13 protein-coding genes and 4 tRNA genes are annotated in these 14,569 nt (G+C 67.3%); 10 read left to right on the top strand and 7 right to left on the bottom strand.

All coding sequences use genetic code 11. The features are described from left to right. The first annotated feature begins 1 nt into the window (after position 1). On the top strand, positions 2–1,213 hold the full coding sequence (locus B7R22_RS08820; RefSeq protein WP_116411379.1) for an alpha/beta hydrolase family protein: 1,212 nt from the start codon (positions 2–4) through the stop codon (positions 1,211–1,213). Here the strand turns inward: B7R22_RS08820 and B7R22_RS08815 are convergent. Both B7R22_RS08815 and B7R22_RS08810 read right to left on the bottom strand, forming a co-directional pair. After that, positions 1,210–1,653, bottom strand: a complete 444-nt coding sequence (locus B7R22_RS08815) for a SufE family protein (RefSeq protein WP_116411378.1) — start codon at positions 1,651–1,653, stop codon at positions 1,210–1,212. The genes B7R22_RS08820 and B7R22_RS08815 overlap by 4 nt on opposite strands. Further along, positions 1,650–2,555, bottom strand: coding sequence for a sulfurtransferase (locus tag B7R22_RS08810; RefSeq protein WP_116411377.1), 906 nt, complete (start codon positions 2,553–2,555; stop codon positions 1,650–1,652). Before B7R22_RS08810 ends, B7R22_RS08815 begins: the two co-directional genes overlap by 4 nt. Positions 2,556–2,617: 62 nt before the next feature. Between B7R22_RS08810 and zapE the strand changes: the two genes are divergently transcribed. Both zapE and B7R22_RS08800 read left to right on the top strand, forming a co-directional pair. Beyond that, entirely contained in the window at positions 2,618–3,655 is a 1,038-nt protein-coding gene (zapE, locus tag B7R22_RS08805; RefSeq protein WP_116411376.1) for a cell division protein ZapE, read from the top strand. A 234-nt stretch (positions 3,656–3,889) separates the two neighbouring features. Beyond that, on the top strand, positions 3,890–5,197 hold the full coding sequence (locus B7R22_RS08800) for an ammonium transporter (protein ID WP_116411375.1): 1,308 nt from the start codon (positions 3,890–3,892) through the stop codon (positions 5,195–5,197). 102 nt (positions 5,198–5,299) lie between these two features. Here B7R22_RS08800 and B7R22_RS08795 read toward each other — a convergent pair whose 3' ends face one another. After that, positions 5,300–6,991, bottom strand: coding sequence for a long-chain-fatty-acid--CoA ligase (locus tag B7R22_RS08795; protein WP_116411374.1), 1,692 nt, complete (start codon positions 6,989–6,991; stop codon positions 5,300–5,302). A gap of 162 nt (positions 6,992–7,153) precedes the next feature. Here B7R22_RS08795 and B7R22_RS08790 point away from each other — a divergent pair, with 162 nt between their 5' ends. The 3 genes from B7R22_RS08790 (at position 7,154) to B7R22_RS08780 (ending at position 8,415) form a co-directional block, all read left to right on the top strand. Further along, positions 7,154–7,348 (top strand): hypothetical protein, encoded by a 195-nt coding sequence (locus tag B7R22_RS08790; RefSeq protein WP_116411373.1) that lies wholly within the window; start codon positions 7,154–7,156, stop codon positions 7,346–7,348. Between the two features lie 113 nt (positions 7,349–7,461). After that, positions 7,462–7,773 carry a DUF3072 domain-containing protein gene (locus B7R22_RS08785; RefSeq protein WP_116411372.1) on the top strand — a complete coding sequence of 104 codons (312 nt, stop codon included), beginning with the start codon at positions 7,462–7,464 and terminating at the stop codon, positions 7,771–7,773. A 36-nt stretch (positions 7,774–7,809) separates the two neighbouring features. Continuing rightward, positions 7,810–8,415 carry a type II toxin-antitoxin system PemK/MazF family toxin gene (locus B7R22_RS08780; RefSeq protein ID WP_253258967.1) on the top strand — a complete coding sequence of 202 codons (606 nt, stop codon included), beginning with the start codon at positions 7,810–7,812 and terminating at the stop codon, positions 8,413–8,415. Positions 8,416–8,739: 324 nt separating this feature from the next. Here the strand turns inward: B7R22_RS08780 and B7R22_RS08775 are convergent, their stop codons facing one another. Both B7R22_RS08775 and B7R22_RS08770 read right to left on the bottom strand, forming a co-directional pair. After that, positions 8,740–9,957 carry an alanine racemase gene (locus B7R22_RS08775; RefSeq protein WP_116411371.1) on the bottom strand — a complete coding sequence of 406 codons (1,218 nt, stop codon included), beginning with the start codon at positions 9,955–9,957 and terminating at the stop codon, positions 8,740–8,742. Positions 9,958–10,041: 84 nt separating this feature from the next. Beyond that, a tRNA-Val gene (locus tag B7R22_RS08770) sits at positions 10,042–10,114 on the bottom strand. Positions 10,115–10,309: 195 nt separating this feature from the next. Here B7R22_RS08770 and B7R22_RS08765 point away from each other — a divergent pair. The 3 genes from B7R22_RS08765 to B7R22_RS08755 all read left to right on the top strand — a co-directional run bounded on the left by B7R22_RS08765 (position 10,310) and on the right by B7R22_RS08755 (position 10,633). After that, positions 10,310–10,381 (top strand) — tRNA-Gly (locus B7R22_RS08765). A 36-nt stretch (positions 10,382–10,417) separates the two neighbouring features. Continuing rightward, positions 10,418–10,488: transfer RNA gene (locus tag B7R22_RS08760), tRNA-Cys, on the top strand. Positions 10,489–10,561: 73 nt separating this feature from the next. Next, positions 10,562–10,633 (top strand) — tRNA-Val (locus tag B7R22_RS08755). 164 nt (positions 10,634–10,797) lie between these two features. Here the strand turns inward: B7R22_RS08755 and B7R22_RS08750 are convergent. Both B7R22_RS08750 and folP read right to left on the bottom strand, forming a co-directional pair. Then, entirely contained in the window at positions 10,798–11,556 is a 759-nt protein-coding gene (locus B7R22_RS08750; protein ID WP_116411370.1) for a pyrimidine reductase family protein, read from the bottom strand. A gap of 10 nt (positions 11,557–11,566) precedes the next feature. Next, on the bottom strand, positions 11,567–12,466 hold the full coding sequence (gene folP / locus B7R22_RS08745; RefSeq protein WP_116411369.1) for a dihydropteroate synthase: 900 nt from the start codon (positions 12,464–12,466) through the stop codon (positions 11,567–11,569). A gap of 160 nt (positions 12,467–12,626) precedes the next feature. Between folP and thrS the strand changes: the two genes are divergently transcribed. Further along, positions 12,627–14,549 (top strand): threonine--tRNA ligase, encoded by a 1,923-nt coding sequence (thrS, locus tag B7R22_RS08740; protein ID WP_216363430.1) that lies wholly within the window; start codon positions 12,627–12,629, stop codon positions 14,547–14,549. The last annotated feature ends 20 nt before the right edge of the window (positions 14,550–14,569 follow it).

Here is a 14,569-nt window from a genome sequence, read left to right as displayed (position 1 = left end):
GATGACAGACGAACACGCTCCGATGGGGGCAACAGCTGGCCGGGCCGTTCCCGCGTGGGCGATCACGGCCATCGCGGTCGGCTCCGTCGCGACTCTCGCCGCAGCGGGCCTCGCCGTCGTCACCGCCAAGTTCTCGCGGTCGGTCGTCATCCCTACCGATTCCGCCGTCGAGGATCTGCGCATCCACGCCGTCGACCTCAACGCCCGCACCGTGACCCTCGGCGTCTCGGCCGACTCGCTGGTGCCCGGCCGCTACAGCCTCTGGTTCCAGAACGGCACGGGTCATGCCCGCGTCGGCGACATCGTCAGCGTGGGCGGCGGCCGCGTCATCCGGAGCCTCGAGCGCGTCGACTACGGCGAGCTGCAGGATGCCCGGTGGGGCCGCCTCGGCAGCTGGTACTACCTCGACCCGAGGGAACTCGGGCTGCCCGTCGAAGACGTCGTCGTCGGGACGGAGCTCGGGCCGGCGCCGGCCTGGGTCGTGCGGCCCGATCCGGAGGCGGCCGAGGCGAGGCCGGGACGCTGGGTCATCGCCGTGCACGGCCGCGGAGTACGGCGCCCAGAGACGATCCGCGCCCTGCCGCTGCTGCACGAACTCGGGTTCACCACGCTGCAGGTCTCCTACCGCAACGACGGTGAGGCACCGCGCAGCTCCGACGGCCGCTATGCGCTCGGCGACACCGAGTGGCACGACGTGGAGGCGGGCATCCGGTACGCCGTGGATCACGGGGCGACGAGCATCGTGCTCTTCGGCTGGTCGATGGGCGGGGCGACCGTGTTGCAGGCGGCGACGCGGTCGGAGTTCCGGGATCGCATCACCGCGGTCATCCTCGACTCGCCGGTGGTCGCGTGGAGCGACACGATCGTGTTCCAGGGCCACCTCAAGCACCTGCCCGAGCCGGTCTCCCAAGCGGTGATGGCCACGATCGGCAACGCCGTGGGCAAGGTGGTCACCGGCCAGCAGCAGCCGATCGACTTCAAACGGCTCGACTTCGTGGCGCGTGCCTCGGAGATCTCGTTCCCTGTGCTCATCCTGCACAGCGACGACGACGGCTTCGTGCCCCCGACCGCCTCCCGGAAGCTCGCCGAAGCCCGCCCCGACCTCGTGACGCTGGTGCCGTTCTCGATCGCGAAACACGTGCGCCTCTGGAACTACGATCCGGCCCGCTACATGGCCGCCATCCGCGCCTGGATCGTGGCCCGCGGTCTCTAAGCCGAGTGCTTGCGCTCCCTGACCTGGCGCTTGGTGCGGCCGAGCATCGCCGTCATACCGCGCACGCGGAGGGGCGAGACGGCCTCCATCAGGCCGATCATCTGCGGGAAGTCGTCGGGCACCGCCAGAACCTCGTCGGCGGTCATGCCGGCGAGGCCCTGCGCCAGGATCGACGCGAAACCGCGCGTGGTGGGCGACTCCTTCGGTGCGGTGGCGTGCAGGTGCACGACGTCGGCGTCGTCGACCTCCACGAAGATGAACACCGGCGACTGGCACTCCTCGACGCGCTCGAAGAGATCCGGATGCTCGGCATACCGTTCGGGAAGCTCGGGCAGCTCGTTCGAGAACTCCAGCAGCAGTTGCAGCCGCTCCTTGAGCGTCAGTGCGAGGAAGTCGTCGCGGATCTCTGCGAGGGCTTCCGGCAGTTCGGCAGCGCTCACGCCGTCGGCACCTCGCCGCGCTCAGCGCCCTTCACGATCGGCACCCGCACGGCGGAACCCCACTCGGTCCACGAACCGTCGTAGTTGCGCACGCCCTCGAAGCCCAGCAGATGGGTGAGCACGAACCAGGTGTGGCTCGACCGCTCGCCGATGCGGCAGTACGCGATCACGTCGTCGTCGTCGGTCAGGCCGAGGCCCTCCCGGTAGATCTCGTTAAGGTCGGCCAGCGGTTTGAAGGTGCCGTCCTCCGCTGCGGCCTTCGCCCACGGCACGTTGTGCGCGCTCGGGATGTGGCCGGCCCGGAGCGCGCCCTCGTCGGGGTACGCCGGGGCGGTGGTGCGCTCACCGCTGTACTCTTCGGGGGAACGCACGTCGATCAGCTTGCCGCCCACGTCGAGGTGGTCGAGCACGTCATCCTTGAACGCGCGGATCTCCACGTCGCTCCGCTCGGAGACCGGGTACTCCTTCGGGATGATCGGGGGCTCGTCGGTCGTCGTCTCGCGGCCCTCGGCGATCCACTTGTCGCGGCCGCCGTCGAGCAGGCGCACGTCTTCGTGGCCGAACAGGCTGAACACCCAGAGCGTGTAGGCCGCCCACCAGTTGCTCTTGTCGCCGTAGATGACCACGGTCGAGTTGCGGTCGATGCCGCGGGAGCCGACGAGCTCGGCGAACTGCTCACCGAAGATGTAGTCGCGGGTGACAGGGTCGTTGAGGTCGGTGTGCCAGTCGATCTTGACCGAACCCGGAATGTGGCCGGTCTCGTAGAGCAGCACGTCTTCGTCGCTCTCGACGACCACCAGGTCGAGGTCGCCCAGGTGTTCGGCGAGCCACTCGGTGCTGACCAGACGGTCGGGGTGGGCGTACTCGGCGAACTTCGGTGTGGTGTCGGTTTCGACAGCCATGGTGTTACCTCCAGTAGCGGCCGTGCGGCCGGGCGATCCTCATTGCGCTTTAATACTCAGTGATGACAACTGACAGCGGCAGTACAAGTATTCCTTTGCACCTCGTCGACCTCCGACCGACACTGAGCGGTGCAGAGATGGCGGCGGTGCTTGTACCGCCCCGCCAGTTTGACACGGCATCCTTCGAGTCCTACCGGCCCGACCGGGATTACCCGTCACAGGGCGAGACACTGCACCGGATGCGCGACTTCGCCGCCTCGTGGGCCCCGGCCAAGGGCGGTGGGTTCTTCTCCCGCGCGAAGAAGCTGCCCGCCGCTAAACCCGGCATCTACCTCGACGGCGGGTTCGGCGTGGGCAAGACCCACCTGCTCGCCGCTCTCTGGCATGCCGCCCCGGGGCCGAAGTACTTCGGCACGTTCATCGAGTTCACGGCGCTCGTGGGCGCGCTCGGCTACCTCGAGACCGTGAACCTGTTGAAGGGCGCCAAGCTCATCGCCATCGACGAGTTCGAGCTCGACGACCCGGGTGACACGATGATGATGACGCGCTTGCTGGGGGATCTCGTCGCAACGGGCACGAAGATCGCCGCGACATCCAACACGCCGCCGAACGCGCTGGGGGAGGGCCGGTTCGCGGCCCAGGACTTCCTCCGCGAGATCCAGGCCCTCGCCGACCGGTTCGAGATCATCCGCATCGACGGCACCGACTATCGGCGCCGCGACATCGAGGGGCATGCGAAGACCTTCACGGCCGAGCAACTCGGCGTCGAGGTCGACCGCCTGGCCGCCGCCGGAGAGACGTTCACCGCCGACAGCTTCGGGGAGGTGATCCAGTTCCTCGGCTCACTACACCCGTCGAAGTACGTCAAGCTGCTGGATTCACTCGATGCGCTGGTGCTCACCGAGGTCGTGGAGCTCACGAACCAGACCGATGCGCTCCGCTTCGTGGCCTTCATCGACCGGGTGTACGACGCGCAGCTGTCCATCCTGGCCTCTGGGGTGCCGCTCGACGGCGTCTTCGCGGGAGACATGATGAACGGCGGCTATCGCAAGAAGTACCTGCGCTCCGTGTCCCGGCTGATCGCCTCGACGCAGCGCTAACACCTTTCAGGCGAGCCCCCAAACGGGGGTCATAGACCTCAATCGAACTGTCGGCTCGGCGAAACACAGTTGTTACAAAGGGCAGAGTCGCGTTACGTGCCCGAAACATACTTTCACCTCAGCCGAAACGTCGACCCGCGATGCTGTTGGGCGTAGCCGAGGCAAACGCAGACCCGACAGTGAGGGCATCTGTGCATCGGTGCAACAACTCGGTTCGAGAGAGGTAACTTTTCGATGGATCCCACAATTGGAGACCTGACCACCACGGTCAACGCACTCTGGCTACTCGTAGCAGCGGCGCTCGTTCTGATCATGACTCCCGGCGTAGCATTCTTCTACGGCGGCATGGTCAAGGCGAAGAGTGTCGTCAGCATGATGATGATGAGCTTCGGCGCCATGGGGCTCGTCGGTGTGCTCTGGGTGCTCTACGGCTACGGATTCGCCTTCGGCACCTCCGTGGGCGACACCTCGAACGATCTCATAAAGGGTGTTCTCGGCAACCCGAGCGGCCAGTTCCTGCTCGGCGACCTGGTCTCCAACCCCGATGGCTCGGGCCCGAACCTATACGGACTGGCGTTCGCCGGCTTCCAGGCGACCTTCGCGATCATCACCGTCGCTTTGATCTCGGGCGCCATCGCCGACCGCGCGAAGTTCGGCTCCTGGATGCTCTTCGCCTTCCTCTGGGTGACCATCGTCTACTTCCCGGTCGCGCACTGGGTGTTCAACTTCACGCTCACTGACGGCAAGACGTCCGATGGTGGCTGGATCGTGTTCGGCCTCGGAGTGAACGACTTCGCCGGTGGTACGGCTGTGCACATCAACGCCGGCGCTGCGGGCCTCGCTCTCGCTCTCGTCCTCGGCAAGCGCATCGGTTTCCAGAAGGGCATCCAGAAGCCGCACAACGTGCCACTGACCCTCCTCGGTGCTGCTCTCCTCTGGTTCGGCTGGTTCGGGTTCAACGCCGGTTCAGAAGCTGCAGTCGACGGCACCGCCGCCCTCGCCTGGATCAACACCCTCGCCGCTCCTGCCGCCGCCATCCTCGGCTGGCTGATCGTCGAGAAGGTAAAGGACGGCAAGCCCACCTCGATCGGTGCGGCATCCGGCGCGGTCTCCGGCCTCGTCGCCATCACCCCGGCCTGCAACATCCTGACGCCCGGCTGGGGCATGGTGCTCGGCCTCATCACCGGTGCGGTCTGCTGCCTCGCGATCGAGCTGAAGTTCAAGCTCGGCTTCGATGACTCGCTCGATGTCGTGGGCATCCACCTCGTCGGCGGCATCATCGGAACGCTCTACATCGGTATCTTCGGAACCGGCATCGGCCTGATCGACAGGATCGCGAACGGTGACGCGACCCCGCTCAGCCAGCTGGGTGCGCAGGCAGTCGGAGCCGGAGCGGTGCTCGTCTTCTCGTTCGTCATCGCCTGGCTCCTCGGAACGGCGATCCAGAAGACCATCGGCTTCCGCATCAGCACGGAAGACGAAGTCGCCGGCGTCGACACGGTCGTTCACGGCGAAGAGAGCTACGCGCTCGATCCCGCCTGATCCACCGCCTGCACCAACAGGCACTGCACCACTGATACAGAAGCCGGGCGTCTCTCCTTCGGGAGGGGCGCCCGGCTTTTTTCGTTTCAGACCTCGGTCGTTTCAGGCCGCGTTCTTCAGCAGGTCGTCGCGCACCTTCTTGCGCAGCACCTTGCCGATGAGCGAGGTCGGCAGCTCATCCACCACCACGACGCGCCTCGGCACCTTGTAGGCGGTCAGCGCCTCACGGCAGAAGTCCCGGATCGCCTTCTCGTCGAGAGTCGCACCCGGATTCAGCACGACGGCGGCGACGACATCCTCGCCGCCGTTCGCGCCGGGCAGGCCGACCACGGCGGCATCCTTCACGCTCCGGTGCTGGCAGAGCGCATCCTCGACCTCGCTCGGGGAGACGTTGAAGCCGCCCGTGATGATGAGCTCCTTGATGCGGTCGACCACGGTCACGAAGCCGTCGGCGTCGATCGAGACGATGTCCCCGGTGCGGAACCAGCCGTCATCCAACAGGACCTCACGGGTCTGGTCGGGCTTCTGCCAGTAGCCCTGGAACACCTGTGGACCCCGGATGAGCAACTCCCCGGCCTCGCCGGTCGGCCGTTCGCTCGTCACATCGTCGGGGTCGACGACCTTCGCGTCGGTGCTCGGGAACGGCACGCCGATGGTTCCGGCGCGCCTGGTCGGCCCTACGGGATTGCCGAGCGCCACCGGGGAGGTCTCGGTGAGTCCGTAGCCTTCCACGAGCAGACCGCCCGTCACGCGCTCCCAGAGCTCGACCGTCGGCGTGGGCAGGTTCATCGCCCCTGAGATGGCGAACCGGATGCCCGACAGATCGGTTCCGCGCGTCTCGGCTGCCTCGGCGAGCCGTTTGTAGATCGGCGGAACGGCGGGCAGGAAGGTCGGCGGATGCTTCCTTGCCGCGTCGAGCACGAGGTCGACGTCGAAGCGGGGGAGCAGCACGAGCCGCGCCCCGGCGCTCATCGCGAACGTGAGGCAGAGCGTCAGTCCGTAGGCGTGGAACATCGGAAGCACCCCGTAGACGACCTCGCGGCCCTCCTCGAGCCCCGGCAGCCACGCCCGGCCCTGCAAGGCGTTCGCGTGCAGGTTGAAGTGGGTCAGCATCGCGCCCTTCGGCGTTCCCGTGGTGCCGCTGGTGTACTGCAGGAGGGCGATGTCGTCGACGCCCGGGCGCGGGTGGGACTTCCGGATGCGCCGGCTCTCGAGCAGGGACTCCCAGTCGATGGTGCGGCGCACCTTCGCGTGCAGGGCGTTCCGGGCATCGCGCGCCTTCTTTACCGGGAGCCGCAGGGCGATCCGTGTGTGCAGGGGCATCGCGCGGGTCAGGTCGACCGAGACGATGTGCTCGAACGCGACGTCGTCGGGCATCCGCTGGATGGTGTCGACCACCTTGTCCCAGGCGATGACGACGGTCGCGCCGTGGTCCTCGAACTGGTGGCGGAGCTCCCGCGGGGTGTAGAGCGGGTTGTGCTCGATCACGATGGCGCCGAGTCGCAGCACGGCATAGAAGGCGGCGATGTGCTGGGGGCAGTTCGGCAGCACGAGCGCCACCCGGTCGCCCTTCTCGACACCGAGCCGGCGGAGGCCCTCTGCTGCCCGGTCGATCTGGTCGCCGAGCTCACGGTAGGAGGTCTCGGCTCCGAAGAACACCAGGGCCGGCTTCTTCGCAAACCGTTTCACCGACGCCTCGATGAGATCGACGAGCGAACCCGTCGGCAGATCGATCTCGTGCGGAACACCCTCTGCGTAGCTGCTCAGCCAGGGCCTGGCGGTGTCACTCGTCATCGTCGTGCTGCCTTTCGTCGGCCTCGTCGCCCCCTTCATTATGTTGCCTTAGCACGACCCGTGAATCACCGCCAAGACCTTTACCGGCCGTCGACGAGATCAATAGGCTGTGGCCACGGAGTGCCGGAGAGCCTGCACTCAATGAGAGACGGAGCAGAAGACATGGGACTTCTTGACAACGCCAAAGAGGCAGCAGAAGCGGCAGGCGAGAAGCTGAGCCGTGCATTCGACGACACCAAGGGGCGTGTCTCCGACAAGGTCGATGAGGCCAAGGCCGACGCCGAGGTGAAGAAGGCGGAGCAGAACCGCGACGCCACCGAGGCGAAGAACGACTTCAAGGAGAACCTGCGCGACTGATCTCCGACCCGCGGATCCCGGGCCTTGCCGCTGCACTTTCGTGCGGTGTCAAGGCCCTCGTCGTTTCTCCGCCGGTGTTGGTCGGCTGATTTATTCTGACGTACATGAGTGACATGAACAGCACAGACGACAACACCGAACCCACGACCGAGCCAGCTGAATCGACCGAGCCGACCGAGCCGACCGAACCGACCGAACCGACCGGCGACACCCTCGGCGGCGACCGCCCCGATCCCAGCACGAGCGCCAGCAAGGACCCGAGCGACTGGGTCACCGGCGACGAGCCGATGACCGGTCCGCAGCGTAGCTACCTCGACACCCTGGCGCACGAGGCGGGCGAAACGCTGTCTGCCGACCTGACCAAGGCCGAAGCCTCCGAGCAGATCGACCGGCTGCAGCAGGAGACGGGTCGCGGGCAGGCCTGATCGGCCGGGAGGGCACGCTCACGTAGATTGGTGTCCGTGCCCTCCTTCACCCATTTCCTCGGAACGGTTCTCCGGTCGATCGCCTCCGGGCTGGCTCCGCAGAAAGCCTCGCCGCGAAACCCTCCGCGCGGCACGACCCCACGGGGCTCCAACCCTCGCGGTACCACTTCTCGCCCCACGACTTCTCGCACCTCGACCCCGCGCACCACGACCACCCGGCCTGCTCCGCCGCCCTCCGATGCCACCCGCACGGTCGAGATCGACTCCCGCACCCTGGGTCACCAGAAGCTCGCCTATGCCCCGCACGCCGATGCGCGGCCGGACCCGGGCGAGGTCGTCTGGACTTGGGTGCCGTACGAGGAGAACGACGGCCGCGGCAAGGACCGCCCCATGCTCGTTCTGGCGCGCCTGAGTGCGACGACGGTGCTGGGCATCCAACTCACCAGCAAGGCGCACCCCGACGACCGGGGCGCTCTGGAGCTTGGCCCCGGCCCCTGGGACCCCGCGGGCCGGGCCTCCTGGGTGCGCCTCGACCGGCTCTTCCGCGTCACTGATGCCGGCATGCGCCGCGAGGGCGCGGCTCTGGATGCCCCCACCTACGCCCGCGTAGCGAAGGCCCTCCAGCAGCGCTACCGCTTCTGACCGGCCCCCGCACCCCAGCCTGCGCCACCCCGCCTGCGCCGCCCCGCCTGCGCCGCCCCGCGCGTGCCGCCCCTGCGCCACCCCGCCTGCGCCACCCGTGCGCGCCACCCCGCCTGCGCCGCCCCTGCGCCACCCGTGCGCGCCACCCCTACCTTCGCCACCCCTTCCCGCGCCACCCGTGCGCCATCCCCGCTCACAGTTGGAACGATCGAAGGGACGCAAATCGCTCCAAAACAGCCGGGAGAGAGCAGTTTGGGTCCCCTCGACCGCTACTCCGCGCCGCTACTCCGCGCCGCTACTCCGCGCCGCTACTCCGCGCAGAGGTCAGAGCGCGGGCGTGATCTGGCCCACCACGCCGTAGCGTGCATCGACGAGCGGGATGCTCCGCCAGCGGTCGAAGGCGCCGCAGGGGTGACTGATGCCGAACCGCAGCACCGTGCCCGGCAGCACGGAGGGCTCTGGCTGGACGCGCAGGTAGGCGTGGTGATCGTTCACCGCCGTCACCGTCCAGCCTTCGGTGTCGAGAGGCACGCCCCCATCCGGGGCCAGCGCTCCCAGCACCACCGGCAGATGGTCGTCGGTGGGCGCCTCACGCCGTCCGAAGCCGACGATCACGAGTTCCGGCTCGGGCGCCGACAGAACACTCGCCAGCAGCTCGAAGGCGGGCTCGAACGCGGCGGCGACCTCGGTGACTGTGGTGGGCGCGGTCGGCGTTCCGGCCGTCCCGGCCAGTCGAGCGACCTCCCGTGGGCTGTCGCCCAATGGCGACGTGCGCGCGTAGACGCCGTGGTCGTGCGTCAGGTAGCAGCCGCTCCGCAGCACCGGCAGCACCTCGAAGTCGAAGTTCTGCGGCCCGAGCTCGGCCGCCACGAGGTCGAAGTACGAACTCCCGCCCGCTGTCACCACCGGCGTGCCGGCGAAGAGCCCCTCGGTGTGGAAGTACGTTGCGAGGCACCGGATGCCCGCCAGCAGTGCGGGCGCAGCATCCGGGAACACGCCCTCGCCCCGAGGCATCAGCCCCTCGTAGCCAGCGATGCCTGCGAGCTCCAGCCGGCTCGACGCCGCGACCTCGTGACCGATCCTGCGCGCATCCGATTCGCTCCGGGCACCTGTTCGTCCGCCCGGATACCCCAGCTCGACCAGCACCCGCAGCTTCTTCGCCGGAGACAGCAACTCCAGCGCGTGTTCGAGCAGGTCGAGGCCGGCCAGGCTGTCCACGTAGCAGAGGTACTCGGTGCTGGAGTCGGTGCCGAGGAAGGTCGAGGCGGCAAAGCGGATGGCAAGAGCATCCACCAGCACATTTGCGTGCAGGATGCGCGGCGAACCGAACTCGACGAGGGTTCGCACCTGCGACGTGGTGGCCGCAGTTAGTCCCCAGGCGCCCGCCGCCAGCTGTCTGTCGCAGAGATCCTTCGAGAGGTGCGTCTTCGCATGCGGGGCGAGCAACACACCCGCCTGCGCACAGAACTCGCTCATCAGGGCGATGTTGTGCGCGATCGCTGATTCGTGCAGCACCATGCGGGGCAGATCGTCGACGGTCATCAGCGTGTCTCCCGGAGCTCTCGGCGTGAACGAACAACACCCCCGACGCTCACGCCGGGCGGCGGAATGTCGGGGGTGTGGGGGTGGGCGATACCGGACTCGAACCGATGACCTCTTCGGTGTGAACGAAGCGCGCTACCAACTGCGCCAATCGCCCGAGAGTGACTCAGGGTGACCGTGGTCACCCCATCTCGTGCTCGTCGATCTTAGCCGACGAGGGGCTCCGAACGCACATCGAGCGAGTGTGACGACACGCGCTCCGGCCGGTTTTGTTTTGTGCCGAGGCTTCCGGTAGAGTCTTCCGAGCACGCAGTAATGCAGGCAAAGCAACAAACCGAGCAGTCGTAGAAATGCGGATGTGGCGCAGTGGTAGCGCACAACCTTGCCAAGGTTGGGGTCGCGAGTTCGAATCTCGTCATCCGCTCGAGTGTAGATGTACCGTTGGGGCAACCCTCCACATGGTGGCGTGGCCGAGAGGCGAGGCAGCGGCCTGCAAAGCCGTCCACACGGGTTCAAATCCCGTCGCCACCTCGCTCAAATGATTTTCGACGTCCTCGCAGTCGAAAATCTTGCAGTATCGAAGTCGCGAGGCAAGTGAAAGATTGGGCGGTTGGCGCAGCGGTAGCGCGCTTCCCTGACACGGAAGAGGTCGCTGGTTCGATCCCAGTACCGCCCACAGATGAATGGCCCCGAACATGTTCGGGGCCATTCCTGTTTTCCGCCCCGGCACCATGCCTCGCCGTCGGGCACAATTCAGGCCAGGGGCGTCGCCGAGCCCAGATCGTCCACGCCGTCCCGCATGTCCTGAATTACGCGCACAGCCAGACCATTCGGGCTCGGTCAGCGCACCCGCGAGTACTTCGACAGCGTCATGCTGCCGCTGAGGAGAAGGTGGTCGAGCCGCATTCCGCGGAGCGGAACGGGCGTCGCCGCATGCACGATGCGCGCACCTGTGCCCCCTTCGAGCACCGGACTGGTCGTCAGGCACAGTTCGTCGAGGGCGTCTGCGGCGACCAGGGAACCGAGCAGCGACGGCCCGCCCTCACAGTGGATCCAGGTGAGCGTCCGGTTCGTCAGCACATCGAGCATCGTCAGGATGTCGAGGGAGTCCGAGCCGCAGTCCACGACGTCGGCGACCTCCTCCAGAGCGGCACGCTTCGTCGCTGAAGCGCTCTGCACCGTCAGCACCAGCGGCCGAACAGGCGCCTTCGCGAAGACGTCGCTGGAGGGGTCGAGGTCGAGCCGACCGCTGACGAGGGCGAACACCGGATGCTCGGGGACGCCGTTCGCGACACGCCAGCTCGCGGCATCCGGAGCAAGGCGCATCGCGCCGTACCCCTCGGAGCGAACCGTTCCCGCACCCACGAGCACGACATCCGCGAGCTGACGCAGCAGGTCGAAGACGCGTCTGTCAGCCGGGCCGCCGAGCTTTCCCGACAGCCCCGAGGCAGTCGCCGAGCCGTCGACGCTCGAGACGAAGTTCGCCCGCACGAGCCGCTCTCCGCGGGTGGGCGTGGCATACAGGGCCAGCAGCTGGTCGTCGGTCAGGGCCGCAGGCGAGGCGGCGGTGGGGTAGAGCTGCAGGATGCCGTCGGTCATCGGTCGCCTTTCAGAGGTTGTGCCGGGGAGCGAGAGGCTGCCGCCAGCCGAGGATGGCTTCGAGCATCCGCATCGCCTCGACCGACGCACGGACGTCGTGCATCCGCACAATGCGGGCACCGAGCAGCACGCTGGCCGAGGCGGCGGCGAGCGACCCTGCGAGACGTTCCGGTTTCGGCAGGTCGAGCGTCTCGCCGATGAAGTCCTTGTTCGAGACCGCGGCCAGCATGGGAAACCCGAGGGCGGCGACTTCGGGGAGCCGCCTCGTCAACTCCAGGGTGTGGAGGGTGTTCTTGTTCAGGTCGTGACCCGGGTCGACGATGATGCGCGACGACGGCACGCCGCGGCAGAGCGCCAGCTCCACCCGTGACAGCAGAAAGTCTCGCACCTCACCAGCCACATCGGCGTACTGCGGCTTCGGGAAGGGCTTCCGCGGCTCGGCACGCGAATGCGTGATGACGAGGGTCGCCTCGCTGTCTGCGACCACGTCGGCCAGCCGGGGGTCGTGGATGCCCGTGGTGTCGTTGATCACGGACGCCCCCGCCGCGATCGCCGCCGCCGCGACCTCCGGGCGGAAGGTGTCGACGGAGATCACCACGTCTGACGAAGCGGCCAGCGCCTCGATGACGGGGAGAACCCGCGCGGCCTCTTCTGAAGCCGGCAGTTCGGGGCCGGGCGCGAACGGCACGCCCCCGATGTCGACCCAGTCGGCTCCCTCGGCCCCGGCGCGCACCGCTGCGGCCACCGCCTGGTCGAGCGCGAACGTACGTCCTTGGTCGTAGAACGAATCAGGTGTGCGGTTCACGATGGCCATCACCGCGATCTGCCTCGAGAAGTCGAAGCGGCGGCTGCCGATCATCCTCACCGGCTCAGTGATGGGCGGCAGGTAGAGGCCCGAGGCATCGGTCATGGCTCCATCTTCGCAGCAGTAAAGTTGAGTTCACGCCCGTTCGCGCCAGGACACGAGTACCACCGCCGCACCCGAGGAGCCCCAGTACGTGAGTGACATCATCCAGGTTGAGAACACCAGCACCGGATTCGAACTGTTCACCGAGCGAACGATTGTGGCCATGAAGGTGAACGGCGAACTGCGTGACCTCGCGGCGACCATAGCGCCCGGCGACTACGTCGAGGGTGTGGAGATCTCGTCGCCCGACGGCCTGAACATTTTGCGCCACTCGGCCACCCACGTGATGGCACAGGCCGTGCAGTCGGTGAATCCCGAGGCGAAGCTCGGCATCGGGCCGCCCGTCACCGACGGTTTCTACTACGACTTCGATGTGGCGACGGCATTCACCCCCGACGATCTGAAGACGCTTGAGAAGGCGATGGAACGCATCATCCGCCAGGGCCAGCGCTTCATGCGCCGGGTCGTCACCGAAGAAGAGGCGCGCGCGGAGCTGGCGGATGAGCCCTACAAGCTCGAACTCATCGGCATCAAGGGCGGTTCCGCCGCCGAAGACGAGTCGGTCGAGGTGGGAGGCGCTGAGCTGACCATCTACGACAACGTCGACCCGAAGACCGGCGAGACGATCTGGAGCGACCTCTGCCGCGGCCCGCACCTGCCCAACACCCGCATGATCGGGAACGGATTCGCGCTCACCCGCCTGGCCGCCGCCTACTGGCGCGGTTCGGAGAAGAACCCGCAGCTGCAGCGCATCTACGGCACCGCATGGCCCTCGAAAGACGAGCTGCGCGCCCACCAGGCCCGGCTCGAGGAGGCCGCGAAGCGTGACCACCGCCGCATCGGCGCCGAACTCGACCTCTTCTCGTTCCCCGAGGAGATCGGATCGGGTCTCGCGGTGTTCCACCCGAAGGGCGGCATCATCCGCCAGGAGCTCGAGAACTACTCCCGGCAGCGCCACATCGCGGCCGGATACGACTTCGTCAACACCCCGCACATCACCAAGGCGAACCTGTTCATGACCAGCGGCCACCTGCAGTGGTACGCCGACGGCATGTTCCCGCCCATGCACCTCGACGAGGAGCGCGACGACGAGGGCAACATCACCCGGCAGGGCCAGGACTACTACCTGAAGCCGATGAACTGCCCGTATCACAACCTCATCTTCCGGGCCCGTGGTCGGAGCTACCGTGAGCTCCCGCTCCGCCTGTTCGAGTTCGGGTCGGTGTACCGTTACGAGAAGAGCGGAACCCTGCAGGGACTCACCCGCGTGCGGGGCATGACGCAGGACGACGCGCACATCTACGTGACCCCCGAGCTGGTGAAGACCGAGCTGACAACCACCCTGCAGTTCGTGCTCGACCTGCTGAAGGACTACGGTCTCGACGACTTCTACCTCGAACTGTCGACCCGCGACGCCACCAACCCCAAGTTCATCGGGGCGGACGACCTGTGGGAGAGCGCGACGGAGACCCTGCGCGAGGTCGCGGTCGAGTCGGGCCTCGAGCTGGTGCCCGACCCGGGTGGGGCAGCCTTCTACGGCCCGAAGATCTCGGTGCAGGCCCGCGACGCGATCGGCCGCACCTGGCAGATGTCGACGATCCAGCTCGACTTCAACCAGCCCGAGCGGTTCGAACTCGAGTACACGGCGAGTGACGGAACCCGCCAGCAGCCGATCATGATCCACCGCGCCCTGTTCGGCTCGATCGAGCGCTTCTTCGCGATCCTCACCGAGCACTACGCCGGGGCGTTCCCGGTCTGGCTGTCGCCGGTGCAGGTGGTGGGCATCCCGATCGCCGAACAGTACGAGGAGTACCTGGGCGAGGTCATCCAGCAGCTGAAGCTGAAGGGTGTGCGGGCGGAGCTCGACCGTTCGGACGACCGCATGCAGAAGAAGATCCGCACCCACACGAAGGAGAAGGTGCCCTTCCTCCTGATCGTCGGGGAGGATGACCGGGCGGGCGGCACCGTGAGCTTCCGGTTCCGCGACGGCAGCCAGGAGAACGCCGTGCCGATCGCCGACGCGGTCGACCGCATCGTGGCCGCGATCGAGAACAAGGTTCAGGTCAGCACAGTGGGGGAGGCGTGATGCCGGGTGGGCCCGGAAGT

The organism is Subtercola boreus (genome assembly GCF_003399635.1).
In the GTDB taxonomy this organism is placed as follows: Bacteria; Actinomycetota; Actinomycetes; order Actinomycetales; family Microbacteriaceae; genus Subtercola; species Subtercola boreus_B.
Note: the sequence above shows the minus strand (reverse complement) of the source record. Positions and strands in the feature narration are given on the sequence as shown.